General features: G+C 46.4%; 7 protein-coding genes, 9 tRNA genes and 4 rRNA genes. 13 read left to right on the forward strand and 7 right to left on the reverse strand.

The genetic code is table 11. The features are described 5' to 3' along the window. Positions 1-2 precede the first annotated feature (2 nt). The 12 genes from QMY49_RS00460 to QMY49_RS00515 all read left to right on the forward strand — a co-directional run bounded on the left by QMY49_RS00460 (position 3) and on the right by QMY49_RS00515 (position 10,778). Positions 3-1,325 (forward strand): 6-phospho-beta-glucosidase, encoded by a 1,323-nt coding sequence (locus QMY49_RS00460; RefSeq protein ID WP_045491923.1) that lies wholly within the window; start codon positions 3-5, stop codon positions 1,323-1,325. 17 nt (positions 1,326-1,342) lie between these two features. Further along, positions 1,343-2,098 carry a chitin disaccharide deacetylase gene (gene chbG / locus QMY49_RS00465; protein ID WP_017187877.1) on the forward strand — a complete coding sequence of 252 codons (756 nt, stop codon included), beginning with the start codon at positions 1,343-1,345 and terminating at the stop codon, positions 2,096-2,098. 102 nt (positions 2,099-2,200) lie between these two features. Further along, complete coding sequence (locus QMY49_RS00470; protein WP_283312414.1) at positions 2,201-3,199, forward strand: LacI family DNA-binding transcriptional regulator; 999 nt, start codon at positions 2,201-2,203, stop codon at positions 3,197-3,199. Positions 3,200-3,344: 145 nt separating this feature from the next. Continuing rightward, positions 3,345-4,595, forward strand: a complete 1,251-nt coding sequence (locus QMY49_RS00475; protein ID WP_009698789.1) for a cyclic di-GMP phosphodiesterase — start codon at positions 3,345-3,347, stop codon at positions 4,593-4,595. 556 nt (positions 4,596-5,151) lie between these two features. After that, positions 5,152-6,703: ribosomal RNA gene (locus tag QMY49_RS00480) — 16S ribosomal RNA — on the forward strand. Between the two features lie 65 nt (positions 6,704-6,768). Continuing rightward, positions 6,769-6,845 (forward strand) — tRNA-Ile (locus tag QMY49_RS00485). A gap of 43 nt (positions 6,846-6,888) precedes the next feature. Continuing rightward, positions 6,889-6,964: transfer RNA gene (locus tag QMY49_RS00490), tRNA-Ala, on the forward strand. 259 nt (positions 6,965-7,223) lie between these two features. Continuing rightward, positions 7,224-10,113: ribosomal RNA gene (locus tag QMY49_RS00495) — 23S ribosomal RNA — on the forward strand. A 130-nt stretch (positions 10,114-10,243) separates the two neighbouring features. Beyond that, a 5S ribosomal RNA gene (gene rrf / locus QMY49_RS00500) occupies positions 10,244-10,360 on the forward strand. A gap of 100 nt (positions 10,361-10,460) precedes the next feature. Further along, positions 10,461-10,536, forward strand: a tRNA-Thr gene (locus QMY49_RS00505). Between the two features lie 17 nt (positions 10,537-10,553). Next, positions 10,554-10,670, forward strand: a 5S ribosomal RNA gene (rrf, locus tag QMY49_RS00510). The 16S, 23S and 5S rRNA genes sit together here with 4 tRNA genes alongside, the layout of an rRNA operon. A 31-nt stretch (positions 10,671-10,701) precedes the next feature. Then, positions 10,702-10,778, forward strand: a tRNA-Asp gene (locus QMY49_RS00515). A gap of 390 nt (positions 10,779-11,168) precedes the next feature. Here the strand turns inward: QMY49_RS00515 and QMY49_RS00520 are convergent. Beyond that, positions 11,169-11,330: a hypothetical protein gene (locus tag QMY49_RS00520; protein WP_009697573.1), complete on the reverse strand. Its 162-nt coding sequence runs from the start codon at positions 11,328-11,330 to the stop codon at positions 11,169-11,171. Positions 11,331-11,416: 86 nt separating this feature from the next. Here QMY49_RS00520 and QMY49_RS00525 point away from each other — a divergent pair, with 86 nt between their 5' ends. After that, positions 11,417-12,853 carry an NAD-dependent succinate-semialdehyde dehydrogenase gene (locus tag QMY49_RS00525; RefSeq protein WP_069218706.1) on the forward strand — a complete coding sequence of 479 codons (1,437 nt, stop codon included), beginning with the start codon at positions 11,417-11,419 and terminating at the stop codon, positions 12,851-12,853. Between the two features lie 158 nt (positions 12,854-13,011). Here QMY49_RS00525 and QMY49_RS00530 read toward each other — a convergent pair. The 6 genes from QMY49_RS00530 to QMY49_RS00555 all read right to left on the reverse strand — a co-directional run bounded on the left by QMY49_RS00530 (position 13,012) and on the right by QMY49_RS00555 (position 15,377). Further along, positions 13,012-13,087, reverse strand: a tRNA-Asn gene (locus QMY49_RS00530). 15 nt (positions 13,088-13,102) lie between these two features. Beyond that, positions 13,103-13,178: transfer RNA gene (locus tag QMY49_RS00535), tRNA-Thr, on the reverse strand. Positions 13,179-13,218: 40 nt separating this feature from the next. Next, positions 13,219-13,294, reverse strand: a tRNA-Asn gene (locus QMY49_RS00540). Positions 13,295-13,315: 21 nt separating this feature from the next. Continuing rightward, positions 13,316-13,391: transfer RNA gene (locus QMY49_RS00545), tRNA-Thr, on the reverse strand. Positions 13,392-13,442: 51 nt separating this feature from the next. Beyond that, positions 13,443-13,518 (reverse strand) — tRNA-Phe (locus QMY49_RS00550). Positions 13,519-13,751: 233 nt separating this feature from the next. Next, on the reverse strand, positions 13,752-15,377 hold the full coding sequence (locus QMY49_RS00555; protein WP_005449658.1) for a methyl-accepting chemotaxis protein: 1,626 nt from the start codon (positions 15,375-15,377) through the stop codon (positions 13,752-13,754). Positions 15,378-15,529: the final 152 nt, after the last annotated feature.

Below are 15,529 nucleotides of genomic sequence, written 5' to 3' on the forward strand. Positions count from 1 at the left end.
CGATGCCAAGAAATGCAATCAAACTCGCCATTATAGGTGGTGGAAGCAGTTATACCCCAGAGCTTGTTGAGGGGGTAATTAAGCGTTTGGAGTTCTTGCCTGTAAAACAGATGCACTTTGTCGATATTGAATCAGGTGCGGAGAAATTAGAGATCATCAAAGGCTTGGCACAACGGATGATTGATAAAGCAGGAGCTGACATTGAAATCAAAGCCGGCTTTGATCGTCGTGAAGCGATAAAAGATGCAGATTTTGTAATGACTCAATTTCGCGTTGGCGGACTAACGGCACGAGCGAATGATGAGCGAATTCCAATCAAGTATGACGTTATCGGTCAGGAAACCACGGGTCCCGGAGGTTTTGCAAAAGCGCTGCGCACTATTCCTGTCATTCTCGATATCTGTAAGGACATTGAAGAACTTTCTCCACACGCGTGGATGTTGAACTTTACTAACCCTGCAGGTTTAGTATCAGAAGCGGTCAGTAAATACTCCAACGTAAAAAGTATAGGTTTGTGCAACGTTCCTGTATCTATGGAGATGATGATTGCCGAAATGATGGATTGCGAGCCAAAAGAGCTTCAGCTTGAGTTTGCTGGTTTAAACCATCTTGTTTGGGTGCTCAAGGCTTGGTTGAAAGGAGAAGACATTACGCAAACCGTTCTGGAAAAAGTTGGGGATGGTGCCAACTTCAGCATGAAAAATATATGGGAAGAGCCGTGGGATCCTGCGTTTCTTAAAGCGCTTGGAGCCATACCTTGTCCGTATCATCGTTATTTCTATCAAACAGATGCGATGCTAGCGGAAGAAAAGCAGAGTGCAGGAGAGCAAGGGACACGTGCTGAGCAGGTGATGGAAACAGAAAGCGCATTATTTAAGCTTTACCAAGATCCTAATTTAGACCACAAGCCAAAGGAATTGGAAGAGCGAGGCGGTGCTTACTATTCTGACGCGTCGTTGAATCTCGTGGATGCAATTTACAACAATCGTAACAGTATTCATGTGGTGAACGTGCTAAACAATGGTGCTATCAATGGCTTACCGGATAGCGCGGTGATTGAATGCAGTGCAGTGATCGGCAGTTGGGGAGCGAAGCCGCTGGCGGTTGGTGAGCTGTCTAACAATATCAAAGGACTACTTCATCAGGTCAAAGCTTATGAACAGCTCGCTATTGAAGCTGCAGTTGAAGGAAGCTACGAAAAAGCGTTAATGGCGTTAACCAATAATCCGCTTGTTCCTGATATCGGACGGGCTAAGTCCATTTTGGATGAGATATTAGAAGTAAACGCCGCGTATCTGCCTCAATTCAAATTGACGACTTTGTAAAGTAAGGAACCGCACCAATGAAAGTGATCTTTAACGCAGATGATTTCGGTTTAACTCCGGGTGTGAACAAGGGAATTATCAAAGCCCATCAACAGGGTGTGGTTCAGTCTACAACAATGATGGTGGGAATGGATGCAGAGCGGCACGCGATTGAATTAGCAAAGCAGAACCCAAATTTGAACGTTGGTGTGCACCTTCGTTTTACTACCGGTATTCCTTTAACGGGACATCCAAATCTTACTCGTGGTCAAACTCAGTTTGTTAGTTACGATGAGCTATGGAAGATACAAGATTTCGAAGAAGAGGTGGTCTATCAAGAAGCGGTGGCCCAGGTGGAAGCATTTCTTAAATTGGGTCTACCACTAAGTCATTTAGATAGTCACCACCATGCGCATACACATCCACAACTGCTTCCGGTGATTCGAAAGGTTGCTCAGAAATACAAAGTACCTTTGCGTGGTAGCGGTTTGTGCCACATAGAGAACAGTGTGAAGTATTACTTTACTGCTGAGTTCTATGATCAAGGGGTTAGTTTGGAAGGCATTATGAAGCATTTATTGAGTTTGAAAGCTCAATATGACGTAGTTGAAGTGATGTGTCACCCGGCGGAAGCGGACCAATCTCTATTGTCGAAAAGTAGCTACGCCCAACAAAGAGAGGTGGAACTTCAAGTCCTGACTTCTCCCGTTTTTAAACAAGAACTTGCTCAGCATGGTATGGCAATCACGGATTACTCTGCTCTCGTTTCTTCAAGTGGAGTCGCCAGTGTATGATTAAGGCTGTCAGCATTGCCCCCTATACACCTTACGATTTGCTGGCAGCCACTTTTCGCTAAGTCATGATTAACAAAACAGGAAGTTGGATTAAGCAGCATTATGGCAAGGATTAAAGATGTAGCCGAACTCGCAGGAGTAAATCGCTCAACGGTTTCTCGTATCATTAATGGAGAAGGGAAGTTCCGAGAAGAAACGAGAAAGAAAGTCGAAGCTGCGATGGCAGAGCTCAACTATCGCCCTAGTGCAATCGCGCGTTCACTCGCGACCTCTTCTAGTAATATGGTTGGCCTTTTGGTGACGTACTACACGGGTGGGTTCTTTGGTGAAATGATGGAACAAGTGCAGACTGAGTTGGATATGCACAAGAAGTTCCTCATCGCGGCACAAGGACATCATTCAGCGGAAGGGGAGCGAGAGGCAATTCAGCGTTTTAATGATTTGCGCTGTGATGGTTATGTGCTCCATAGTCGTTATCTTTCTGATGATGATTTGAGAGAACTTGCCAAACTACCAACACCATTTGTACTGCTCGATCGGTATGTCGAGGGCATTGAAGAACGCTGTGTGACCTTTAACCATCATCACGCGAGCCGAATTGCTGTTGAGCATTTAATCGCTGGTGGCCATCAAAAAATAGTTTGCATCGCTGGTCCCTCTCAACGCCAAAACAGTTTGTTGAGAAAGCGAGGTTATATTGATGCAGTGAAAACGGCGGGTATAGACATCGATGAGAGTTGGTGTGAAGAAGGAAACTACGGTCGTCAAAGTGGGTACGATGCAATGGCAGCTCTTTATAGAAGGCATCCCGATTTGACCGCAGTGTTCTCATGCAGTGAAGAAATGACCGTGGGTGCCATGCAGTTTCTTCATGAGCATCGTATCTCCGTACCGAAGCAAATCTCATTGGTGAGCTTCGACAGTGTGGATTTGTGTGAAAGTTTGTACCCAACTGTGTCAGCGGTACATTTCCCGATCAGTGATATGGCCAGAGTAGCGGTGCAAACGTTGATAGGCTTAATAAAAGAGCAACCATTGATGACTCAACCCGAATTTGAAGCGCAATTAAAGCTGCGCAAAGCCGACCGAATAATTACTTAGTTTCCCTTTCTTATCGACCTGGTTAGTGCAACTTTGTTGACGACATGCACAGAGGTGCTTGATACATCCTCCTTATTGATGAATTCATTTACAAAATTGACTACTATTATAGGCTTATCAGGAAAACCGAATCAGTAGTGGAAAAGTGGCAGCAATTAAACTTACAGTGGATCGTATTCAGCCCGGGTTACATATCCGTCTTCCGCTAAAGTGGAATGATCACCCATTCCTACTCAATAGCTTCAAAATCAAAGACCAAGAACAAGTTGAGATGATTCGTCATCTTGGTGTGAAGTTCGTTTATTTCAATCCCGAGCAAAGCGATGCGTCTCCTTTACCTGCAAATCAACCTCAGGTCGAAGTAACGCAAGACAATACATTAGATCTTGAAGCGCAAAAGCTTTGGAAAGAAAAGCAAAAACGCATAGAAAAGTTAAGCGCGTATCGACGCCGTGTCATTCAATGTGAAAAAGAGTTTGAGCGTTCACTTGCGAGAATGCGTTCAGTGATGACCAAAATTCGCAACCGCCCTGTCGATGCAGTAGGGGAGGCACAACAACTGATCGATGACATCGTTGATAAGTTAATGTGTGATGACAATGTGACACTGCACTTAATGAACGGTAAAAACGAGTTTGAAGATATCTACTTCCACTCCCTTAATGTTGCGGTAATCGCGATGATGATTGGACGTGCGAAGGGGTATTCAGCGGAGCAACTTAAAGCGCTTTCTTTTGCTGCTTTGTTCCATGATATGGGCAAAATCAAAATTCCAACCGCTATATTAAGGAAGCAAGTTCCACTCACTGAACCAGAAAGCAATTATCTAAAGCTACATACTAAGTATGGCTTGGATATGGCTAATCAAATTGAAGACTTTCCTGACAGTGCAAAAACAGTGATAGCGCAACATCATGAATTGCGTGATGGCTCTGGCTATCCTGAAGGTTTGAAGGGAGATGAGATTGATGAACTCGCTCAGGTGATTATCGTTGCGAATGCTTTTGATAATTTATGTCACACCTCGATTGCTGCTGAACAAAAAATTCCATATACGGCGCTTTCCCACCTCTATAAGAATTGCAAACACTTATATAAAGAAGAGAACCTCAACATCCTTATTAAGTTTATGGGGGTGTTCCCACCGGGAACAGTGGTTCAGCTCTCCAATAATATGGTGGGATTGGTTATCTCTGTTAATGCGTCCCACTTACTATTTCCAAATGTACTGGTCTATGACCCAGCAGTTCCAAGAACTCAAGCGCCAATCATTGACCTTGCATCAAAGGACATAAAGATAGTTAATGCGATTCATCCGTCTAAATTGCCGGAGAAAATCAAAGAATACCTTAATCCACGTTCACGTATTTCTTATTTCTTCGATAGTGATGAGTAGTTATCCACAGCTTTTTGTGGGTAAATTGTAGAAATCCTGAGTGTTATTTCTGGGTAATTTTAAGGTTGGATGGAAAGTATCCATTTGGCATGTTTTTTTAGAAAAAATGCATTTTTAGTATTGCCAAAGAAAATCTTCTCCCTATAATGCGCATCCATCGACACGGCAGGCGCCACAAGGCTTCAGCAGGGTCGGAGAGGTGAAAAGCTTCTACGAAAAATTAGTTGAAAAAAGTGTTTGACACTCTCAATTATCTCGCTAGAATGCACCTCCGCTTTGAGAGAAAAACTTCTCGATAAGCAAGCTCTTTAACAATATAGACCTATCAATCTGTGTGGGCACTCGTTGATGATAATCCAATTAGAAATTTCTCTTAATAAAGAGCGGTTTCAAATTAGGTTTCAATGAAACGAAGTGACCAATCAAGTCTTCGGACTTGGCACAGTCAATTCATTATCGTTCTGTTGGAACGATAATAGCTTTAAAATTACATTAGTAGTTTTGAAGTCAGTATTCATTGAGCCTCTCCCTATTTATTTAGGGAATCAAAAACTTTAAATTGAAGAGTTTGATCATGGCTCAGATTGAACGCTGGCGGCAGGCCTAACACATGCAAGTCGAGCGGAAACGAGTTATCTGAACCTTCGGGGAACGATGACGGCGTCGAGCGGCGGACGGGTGAGTAATGCCTAGGAAATTGCCCTGATGTGGGGGATAACCATTGGAAACGATGGCTAATACCGCATAATACCTACGGGTCAAAGAGGGGGACCTTCGGGCCTCTCGCGTCAGGATATGCCTAGGTGGGATTAGCTAGTTGGTGAGGTAATGGCTCACCAAGGCGACGATCCCTAGCTGGTCTGAGAGGATGATCAGCCACACTGGAACTGAGACACGGTCCAGACTCCTACGGGAGGCAGCAGTGGGGAATATTGCACAATGGGCGCAAGCCTGATGCAGCCATGCCGCGTGTGTGAAGAAGGCCTTCGGGTTGTAAAGCACTTTCAGTCGTGAGGAAGGTAGTGTAGTTAATAGCTGCATTATTTGACGTTAGCGACAGAAGAAGCACCGGCTAACTCCGTGCCAGCAGCCGCGGTAATACGGAGGGTGCGAGCGTTAATCGGAATTACTGGGCGTAAAGCGCATGCAGGTGGTTTGTTAAGTCAGATGTGAAAGCCCGGGGCTCAACCTCGGAATAGCATTTGAAACTGGCAGACTAGAGTACTGTAGAGGGGGGTAGAATTTCAGGTGTAGCGGTGAAATGCGTAGAGATCTGAAGGAATACCGGTGGCGAAGGCGGCCCCCTGGACAGATACTGACACTCAGATGCGAAAGCGTGGGGAGCAAACAGGATTAGATACCCTGGTAGTCCACGCCGTAAACGATGTCTACTTGGAGGTTGTGGCCTTGAGCCGTGGCTTTCGGAGCTAACGCGTTAAGTAGACCGCCTGGGGAGTACGGTCGCAAGATTAAAACTCAAATGAATTGACGGGGGCCCGCACAAGCGGTGGAGCATGTGGTTTAATTCGATGCAACGCGAAGAACCTTACCTACTCTTGACATCCAGAGAACTTTCCAGAGATGGATTGGTGCCTTCGGGAACTCTGAGACAGGTGCTGCATGGCTGTCGTCAGCTCGTGTTGTGAAATGTTGGGTTAAGTCCCGCAACGAGCGCAACCCTTATCCTTGTTTGCCAGCACTTCGGGTGGGAACTCCAGGGAGACTGCCGGTGATAAACCGGAGGAAGGTGGGGACGACGTCAAGTCATCATGGCCCTTACGAGTAGGGCTACACACGTGCTACAATGGCGCATACAGAGGGCGGCCAACTTGCGAGAGTGAGCGAATCCCAAAAAGTGCGTCGTAGTCCGGATCGGAGTCTGCAACTCGACTCCGTGAAGTCGGAATCGCTAGTAATCGTGGATCAGAATGCCACGGTGAATACGTTCCCGGGCCTTGTACACACCGCCCGTCACACCATGGGAGTGGGCTGCAAAAGAAGTAGGTAGTTTAACCTTCGGGAGGACGCTTACCACTTTGTGGTTCATGACTGGGGTGAAGTCGTAACAAGGTAGCGCTAGGGGAACCTGGCGCTGGATCACCTCCTTATACGATGATTACTCACGATGAGTGTCCACACAGATTGATACGGTTTATAAAAAAGAGACGATACTGGGTCTGTAGCTCAGGTGGTTAGAGCGTTCGCCTGATAAGCGAGAGGTCGGTGGTTCGAGTCCACTCAGACCCACCAATTCCCTTCCCAAGGAATTGGCATACAGTATCGACACCTTGATGGGGCTATAGCTCAGCTGGGAGAGCGCCTGCCTTGCACGCAGGAGGTCAGCAGTTCGATCCTGCTTAGCTCCACCATCTTTAAGCGCATTCGATGAGTGCTTTTAAAAATGGTTTCGAAAGAAATCTAGCTCTTTAACAATTTGGAAAGCTGACAAAACAAACTTTTAAGTTTGTTTGTAAAGTTCTCAATGTTTGTCTTTATGACAAACACCAATACAACACATTCAAGTGTTCTTGGAATTTGAGTCCGGCAAAATCAAGTCTGCATCATGTATAAAAATTGCAGACAACTTTGGTGACTTGTTCATCAACTCGAAACTCCTTCGGGTTGTATGGTTAAGTGACTAAGCGTACACGGTGGATGCCTTGGCAGTCAGAGGCGATGAAGGACGTATTAACTTGCGATAAGCCCAGATTAGGTAGTAAAAACCATTTGAATCTGGGATTTCCGAATGGGGAAACCCACTAGCATAAGCTAGTATCGCTGCGTGAATACATAGCGCAGCGAGGCGAACCGGGGGAACTGAAACATCTAAGTACCCCGAGGAAAAGAAATCAACCGAGATTCCGAAAGTAGCGGCGAGCGAAATTGGACTAGCCCTTAAGCTTTTTATGCGTCAGGTGAAACTTCTGGAAAGTTGTGCGATACAGGGTGATAGCCCCGTAACCGGCAACGCATTTAAAGTGAAATCGAGTAGGGCGGGACACGTGATATCCTGTCTGAATATGGGGGGACCATCCTCCAAGGCTAAATACTACTGACTGACCGATAGTGAACCAGTACCGTGAGGGAAAGGCGAAAAGAACCCCTGTGAGGGGAGTGAAATAGAACCTGAAACCGTGTACGTACAAGCAGTAGGAGCACCTTCGTGGTGTGACTGCGTACCTTTTGTATAATGGGTCAGCGACTTATATTCAGTGGCAAGGTTAACCATCTAGGGGAGCCGTAGGGAAACCGAGTCTTAACTGGGCGTTCAGTCTCTGGATATAGACCCGAAACCAGGTGATCTAGCCATGGGCAGGTTGAAGGTTGAGTAACATCAACTGGAGGACCGAACCGACTAATGTTGAAAAATTAGCGGATGACTTGTGGCTAGGGGTGAAAGGCCAATCAAACCTGGAGATAGCTGGTTCTCCCCGAAAGCTATTTAGGTAGCGCCTCGGACGAATACTACTGGGGGTAGAGCACTGTTAAGGCTAGGGGGTCATCCCGACTTACCAACCCTTTGCAAACTCCGAATACCAGTAAGTACTATCCGGGAGACACACGGCGGGTGCTAACGTCCGTCGTGGAGAGGGAAACAACCCAGACCGCCAGCTAAGGTCCCAAATTACTACTAAGTGGGAAACGATGTGGGAAGGCTCAGACAGCCAGGATGTTGGCTTAGAAGCAGCCATCATTTAAAGAAAGCGTAATAGCTCACTGGTCGAGTCGGCCTGCGCGGAAGATGTAACGGGGCTAAGTAGTAAACCGAAGCTGCGGCAATGTACTTTAGTACATTGGGTAGGGGAGCGTTCTGTAAGCGGTTGAAGGTGTGTGGTAACGCATGCTGGACGTATCAGAAGTGCGAATGCTGACATGAGTAACGATAAAGGGGGTGAAAAACCTCCTCGCCGGAAGACCAAGGGTTCCTGTCCAACGTTAATCGGGGCAGGGTAAGTCGACCCCTAAGGCGAGGCCGAAAGGCGTAGTCGATGGGAAACGGGTTAATATTCCCGTACTTCTTACAATTGCGATGGGGGGACGGAGAAGGCTAGGTGGGCCTGGCGACGGTTGTCCAGGTTCAAGTGCGTAGGCTTAAGAGTTAGGTAAATCCGGCTCTTTTTAAGGCTGAGACACGACGTCGAGCTACTACGGTAGTGAAGTCATTGATGCCATGCTTCCAGGAAAAGCCTCTAAGCTTCAGATTGTAAGGAATCGTACCCCAAACCGACACAGGTGGTCGGGTAGAGAATACCAAGGCGCTTGAGAGAACTCGGGTGAAGGAACTAGGCAAAATGGTACCGTAACTTCGGGAGAAGGTACGCTCTCGACGGTGAAGTCCCTCGCGGATGGAGCTATTGAGAGTCGCAGATACCAGGTGGCTGCAACTGTTTATTAAAAACACAGCACTGTGCAAAATCGTAAGATGACGTATACGGTGTGACGCCTGCCCGGTGCCGGAAGGTTAATTGATGGGGTTAGACTTCGGTCGAAGCTCTTGATCGAAGCCCCGGTAAACGGCGGCCGTAACTATAACGGTCCTAAGGTAGCGAAATTCCTTGTCGGGTAAGTTCCGACCTGCACGAATGGCGTAATGATGGCCACGCTGTCTCCACCCGAGACTCAGTGAAATTGAAATCGCTGTGAAGATGCAGTGTACCCGCGGCTAGACGGAAAGACCCCGTGAACCTTTACTACAGCTTGGCACTGAACATTGACCCTACATGTGTAGGATAGGTGGGAGGCTTTGAAGCACGGTCGCTAGATTGTGTGGAGCCGTCCTTGAAATACCACCCTTGTAGTGTTGATGTTCTAACGTCGACCCCTAATCGGGGTTGCGGACAGTGCCTGGTGGGTAGTTTGACTGGGGCGGTCTCCTCCCAAAGCGTAACGGAGGAGCACGAAGGTGGGCTAATCACGGTTGGACATCGTGAGGTTAGTGCAATGGCATAAGCCCGCTTGACTGCGAGAATGACGGTTCGAGCAGGTGCGAAAGCAGGTCATAGTGATCCGGTGGTTCTGAATGGAAGGGCCATCGCTCAACGGATAAAAGGTACTCCGGGGATAACAGGCTGATACCGCCCAAGAGTTCATATCGACGGCGGTGTTTGGCACCTCGATGTCGGCTCATCACATCCTGGGGCTGAAGTCGGTCCCAAGGGTATGGCTGTTCGCCATTTAAAGTGGTACGCGAGCTGGGTTTAGAACGTCGTGAGACAGTTCGGTCCCTATCTGCCGTGGGCGTTGGAAGATTGAAGGGGGCTGCTCCTAGTACGAGAGGACCGGAGTGGACGAACCTCTGGTGTTCGGGTTGTGTCGCCAGACGCATTGCCCGGTAGCTAAGTTCGGAATCGATAACCGCTGAAAGCATCTAAGCGGGAAGCGAGCCCTGAGATGAGTCTTCCCTGATACTTTAAGTATCCTAAAGGGTTGTTCGAGACTAGAACGTTGATAGGCAGGGTGTGTAAGCGTTGTGAGGCGTTGAGCTAACCTGTACTAATTGCCCGTGAGGCTTAACCATACAACACCCAAGGGGTTTTGATGGACTCGATGTAAGAACATTGAATGTGTGTAAGTAGAACTTAAAATCAGTTTTCCAAGTTTTTTGCCTTCAGTTTTTAGAAAAAGCTGAAAGTAAAAGCAAGAATTTGCTTGGCGACCATAGCGATTTGGACCCACCTGACTTCCATTCCGAACTCAGAAGTGAAACGAATTAGCGCCGATGGTAGTGTGGGGCTTCCCCATGTGAGAGTAGGACATCGCTAGGCTTTAAATTTAGTTTTTGCCTTTTTAAAAAAGGTGAAGACAAAAGTTAAGAGAGCCCGTTTGAAAAAGCGGGCTTTTTTAGTCCTAAAGGGACATCTTGATGCTGATATAGCTCAGGTGGTAGAGCGCATCCTTGGTAAGGATGAGGTCCCCAGTTCGAGTCTGGGTATCAGCACCATTACAATCAGAATTTTACTTGGCGACCATAGCGCTTTGGACCCACCTGACTTCCATTCCGAACTCAGAAGTGAAACGAAGTAGCGTCGATGGTAGTGTGGGGCTTCCCCATGTGAGAGTAGAACATCGCCAGGTTCTCATTTAGACTCCAGAGTCTAACCAGTGCGGAGCGGTAGTTCAGTTGGTTAGAATACCGGCCTGTCACGCCGGGGGTCGCGGGTTCGAGTCCCGTCCGCTCCGCCACTTATTTAGAAACCCAGTCTCCGGACTGGGTTTTGTCGTTTTTGAACAGAATAATTTCCTTTTCAGGGAATGAGTCCCGGTTGCCCGCAACCCCGGCCGTCCGCCACTTATTTAGAAACCCAGTCTCCGGACTGGGTTTTGTCGTTTTTGAGCATAATAATTTCCCTTTCAGGGAATGAGTCCCGGTTGCCCGCAACCCCGGCCGTCCGCCATTTATTTAGAAGTCCAGTCTCCGGACTGGGTTTTGTCGTTTTAGGAAACATGATTTTCTCTTATGGGTAAATAAGTCTCGCAAGGTTTTATCTGTAGCCTACAAGCTCAACCACTTATTCAGATAAAGCTCTACATTCGCACCCCAGTCTTTCCACGAGTATTGAGAAATTTAACCTATCATTTGGTTACGTCTGAGATACCCTCTATTTGCTCTCTTACATCAAAGACAGGGTTTATCTTATGACCCACCAAATACTTATCTTCTTCAATCATAGCAATCTCTGTTTGTGTTCCCTTCTCTGTATCACTGGTTAACTGTACTTGGTCATCACTTCTCATATTTACGCTGAAGAAAACTTTGTTTGCTTTACTCTTATTTGTCAGAAGGATTAACCTAGTAAAGGTTCTTTTGGGAGTACAACCTAATGATGCAGCAGATACAAAGTGAAACACTAAGAGTCTTATTCGAAAGCCTGTCTTCTCAAGATGGGATTGCAGTTATTAACCCTGCGACTGAGCAAGAACTGATTCGCTTAAAACCTAGCTCTTTGGACGAGCTAGATGTGCAAATAGAAACGTGTAAAGCGGCTCAAGTTGAGTGGGAAAAACTCAGTGCTAAAGTACGTTCCGCTTCGCTGAAAAAGTGGTTTCAATTACTTGTAGAGCACACGGAAGATATTGCTAACATCATTACCTTAGAACAAGGCAAACCGCTTTCTGAAAGTCGTGGAGAAGTCGCATATGGAGCATCTTTTGTTGAATGGTTCGCAGAAGAGGCTAAGCGCGCCTATGGTGAGGTTATACCTGCACCAGCGGTAGATAGACGACTCTCTACCATTAAACAGCCTGTCGGCGTGTGTGCTGCGATTACACCATGGAATTTCCCTATTGCAATGATCACTCGAAAAGCGGCTCCTGCTTTGGCTGCGGGATGTGGGATGATCATTAAACCTTCTGAATTAACGCCTTTGACTGCTCTGGCAGTGGTGGAGCTTGCTCATCAGGCTGGCATCCCTAAAGCTCTATTGTCTACCGTTGTTTCTGAGCAAGCGGCAGAGTTTGGTTTGGTATTAAGTACCGATCCGCGAATTAAGAAGATCTCTTTCACGGGTTCGACACGTGTCGGCAAGATCTTGATGAAGCAGGCAAGTGATACGGTTAAAGCCGCTTCTATGGAATTAGGTGGCAATGCGCCTTTTATTGTTTTTGACGATGCAGATTTAGAAGCTGCGGCGAATGGCTTGATTGCCTCTAAGTTTCGTAATGCCGGACAAACCTGTGTGTGTACCAACCGCTTGTATGTGCATCAGAACGTAAAAGAGGCGTTCTTAACTAAGTTTCTAGATAAGGTAACAAGCCTGACGGTCGGTAATGGTCTTGAGAAAAATACAACTCTTGGTCCTGTGATTACAATGGCTTCTAAGCATCGTCTAGAAGCAGTGATCGATCAGGCAGTACAAGAAGGGGCAACGATGCTTAATCTGCCTCAAAAACGCTCTGGGCGCTTTATGGAGCCTGTTATCTTAGATAATGTGGAACAAGGTATGGCGATAGTGCAACAAGAGCTGTTTGGCCCGGTTCTGCCAGTCATTAGTTTTGATGATGATGAGCAAGTGCTCTCGATGGCGAATGACACTGAATATGGTTTAGCTTGTTACTTCTACACCGATAGCTTGAAGCGCATCATCAAATTTAGTGAAGGTTTGGAATATGGCATGGTGGGGGTAAATGAAGGAATTATCTCTACGGAAGTGGCACCGTTTGGTGGGATCAAAGAATCAGGCATTGGTCGTGAAGGGGCTAAGCAAGGCATGGATGAGTATCTAGAGACGAAGTACATCTGCCTTGGCGGTTTGAGCTAGCCTTCCGCTTAGACACTCATTGATACGATACAAAAAGAGAAAGCTAGGTACATCGCCTGGCTTTTTGTTTATTGAGATAAAGTTGGATGAAGAGAGGGAGCGGTGCGTTTTCTTCAGATGCAAAAAAGCCGCATCAAGTGATGCGGCTTTTTCTAATATGGCTCCTCCTACTGGACTTGAACCAGTGACCTGCGGATTAACAGTCCGTCGCTCTACCAACTGAGCTAAGGAGGAACAAATTTTAATAAGTGGTGCCGACTACCGGAATCGAACTGGTGACCTACTGATTACAAGTCAGTTGCTCTACCTACTGAGCTAAGTCGGCACATTTTCGTTAATAAGTAATCGACTTACTAACCGAAAGATGGCTCCTCCTACTGGACTTGAACCAGTGACCTGCGGATTAACAGTCCGTCGCTCTACCAACTGAGCTAAGGAGGAATTATCTTGTTTAAGAATAAATGGTGCCGACTACCGGAATCGAACTGGTGACCTACTGATTACAAGTCAGTTGCTCTACCTACTGAGCTAAGTCGGCGTACCGTTATTCTTTCTATTGTTCGTGTTAGACACCAACAATTTTAAATTGTGGTGCCCGGAGGCGGAATCGAACCACCGACACGAGGATTTTCAATCCTCTGCTCTACCGACTGAGCTATCCGGGCGACGAGGTGTATTAAAAGGCTTTTCGGCTTTCAGGTCAACAATAAAATTAAAATAAATTATCGTTTGATGGATTTGTGCTCGGAGTGGGCTGTTTTTATGCATTTTGAGCAGCAATGCACCATGCTTTAAGCGCTGTTTTAAGAAAAGTAGGGCGTTCTGTCGCAAAATAAAGGCGATAAAAACAAAAAAGCACGTCTGAAAACGTGCTTTTTATTGAACAATTGACTTTAAACTAGTGCTTTACTGAGAACTTGTTCACCCAACCTTCAAGTTCATCAGCTAAAGATGCCAATGTTTGGGTGCTTGATTGGCTTTCTGTTACCACCGTATTTAGCTGGCTGCCGCTTTCTTCAATTAGGTTGATGCGGTGTGCAATGTCATCACTCACTTGCGTTTGTTCAGCCGCTGCTGTTGCTATTTGTTGGCTCATCGCAGTAATAGACTCTAACGCGGTTACTATCTGTTGAAGTGCCTCTGAGGCGTTCATTGATTCAGTTACTGTGCTTTCGCTGGTCTCGGCACAGATCTCCATTGTATGGATAGCATTGCGCGAACCCTCTTGAAGGTTAGAGATCATCTGTTGAATCTCTTTTGTACTGTCTTGCGTGCGACCTGCTAGGTTGCGTACCTCATCGGCAACAACTGCAAAGCCTCGACCTTGTTCTCCTGCACGGGCTGCTTCAATCGCGGCATTTAGCGCCAGTAGGTTAGTTTGCTCTGCAATATCGCCGATCACGTCGAGAACTTTCACGATACTGTTTACATCTTGATCAAGGTCCGCAACCGCTTTACTTGCCGTATTCAACTGAGTCGCCAACCCTTGGATGTTGTCTACAGTGCTATGGATTAATGATTGCGTGTGCTGACTCTGTTTATCTGCTTCATCGGTGTTTTGTGCTGTATCGCTTGCCGAACTTGCTACATGGTTAGCCGAAGAAGCCATTTCTGTCATTGCTGTTGCGATCATTGCCGTCGATTGTTGCTGAGACATGGTTAGATCAGCGATCGAATTAGAGCGAGACTCTACCGCTGATAGCTCTGAACGCAAGGCGTGCATTGATTCGTCCAGGTTAGTTACCATCTTAGCCAGAGATTGACTCATCTCTTGTACAGCACCATAGATGCTGTCTTTTGGTGCGGTATATTCAAAGCTGGTTTGGATATCTCCTTGAGCAACGGCTTGAACCGCTTCACGTACGTCATTTGGCTCACCGCCGAGTAGATTAAGCATCTTACGGATGGAGATAATCAACCCACCTAGTATCGCCCCCGCAATTGCTAGACACAGTGCTAGTTGCCATTGAGCTGTTGACCAGAAGCGAGCATTGACCTCATTAAACCCGATGCCAGTGCCTACCACCCAGTTCCAATGGGGCGTTTTCTCTGCAATGGAGTGTTTTTCTTCGATCGTGCCGTCAGGGAGTTTTTGTGTCCAAGTGTATTCAACGATTTGACCTGTTTTACGACCTAGGACATCTAAGATTAATTGACCAACACTGTTGCCGTCGCCATCGCGGAAATCATGGAAACTGGTGCCATGCAATTGAGGGTCGAGCGGTGCTGCCACAAAAATCATGTTTTCGTCGGCAACATAAACGTATTCGTTGTCTTTGTAGATATTGTTGCGAAGTAGGCGAGTAGCCAATGCTTTGGCTTCATCTTCAGGCATCTTGCCTTCCACTGCCATTTTCTCAACTTCAGTTAGAATGCTGTATGCACTCTTAAATAGCTCAGTCACTCGAGCTTTGTTATCAAGGTTACTTGCGACGCGTAGTGTCCAAAGACCTGTTGCAGTAAGAGCAAGTAACGCAATCAAGATGATTGCAGATAATAAATAGGCTTGAGTTTTTAATTTCATAGTTAGCTCACGAGACGTATTTAATACTATGCAATGCATAGCTTATTAGGGGGCGTAATAATAAATTCATCATATTGAAGATGTATACACGCGCCTATGCATCAATGTTGAAACTATGATTTGGATTAAATTTTTAGCGTGAAATAAGTGTG

This window comes from Vibrio harveyi (assembly GCF_030060435.1).
GTDB lineage: Bacteria > Pseudomonadota > Gammaproteobacteria > Enterobacterales > Vibrionaceae > Vibrio > Vibrio harveyi.

Excerpts from the sequence above, each read along its gene's own strand:
- QMY49_RS00470 (WP_283312414.1), top strand. The coding sequence starts at position 2,201 with ATGGCAAGGATTAAAGATGTAGCCGAACTCGCAGGAGTAAATCGCTCA.
- QMY49_RS00525 (WP_069218706.1), top strand. The coding sequence starts at position 11,417 with ATGATGCAGCAGATACAAAGTGAAACACTAAGAGTCTTATTCGAAAGC.
- chbG (WP_017187877.1), top strand. The coding sequence starts at position 1,343 with ATGAAAGTGATCTTTAACGCAGATGATTTCGGTTTAACTCCGGGTGTG.
- QMY49_RS00520 (WP_009697573.1), bottom strand. The coding sequence starts at position 11,330 with ATGAGAAGTGATGACCAAGTACAGTTAACCAGTGATACAGAGAAGGGA.
- QMY49_RS00460 (WP_045491923.1), top strand. The coding sequence starts at position 3 with ATGCCAAGAAATGCAATCAAACTCGCCATTATAGGTGGTGGAAGCAGT.
- QMY49_RS00555 (WP_005449658.1), bottom strand. The coding sequence starts at position 15,377 with ATGAAATTAAAAACTCAAGCCTATTTATTATCTGCAATCATCTTGATT.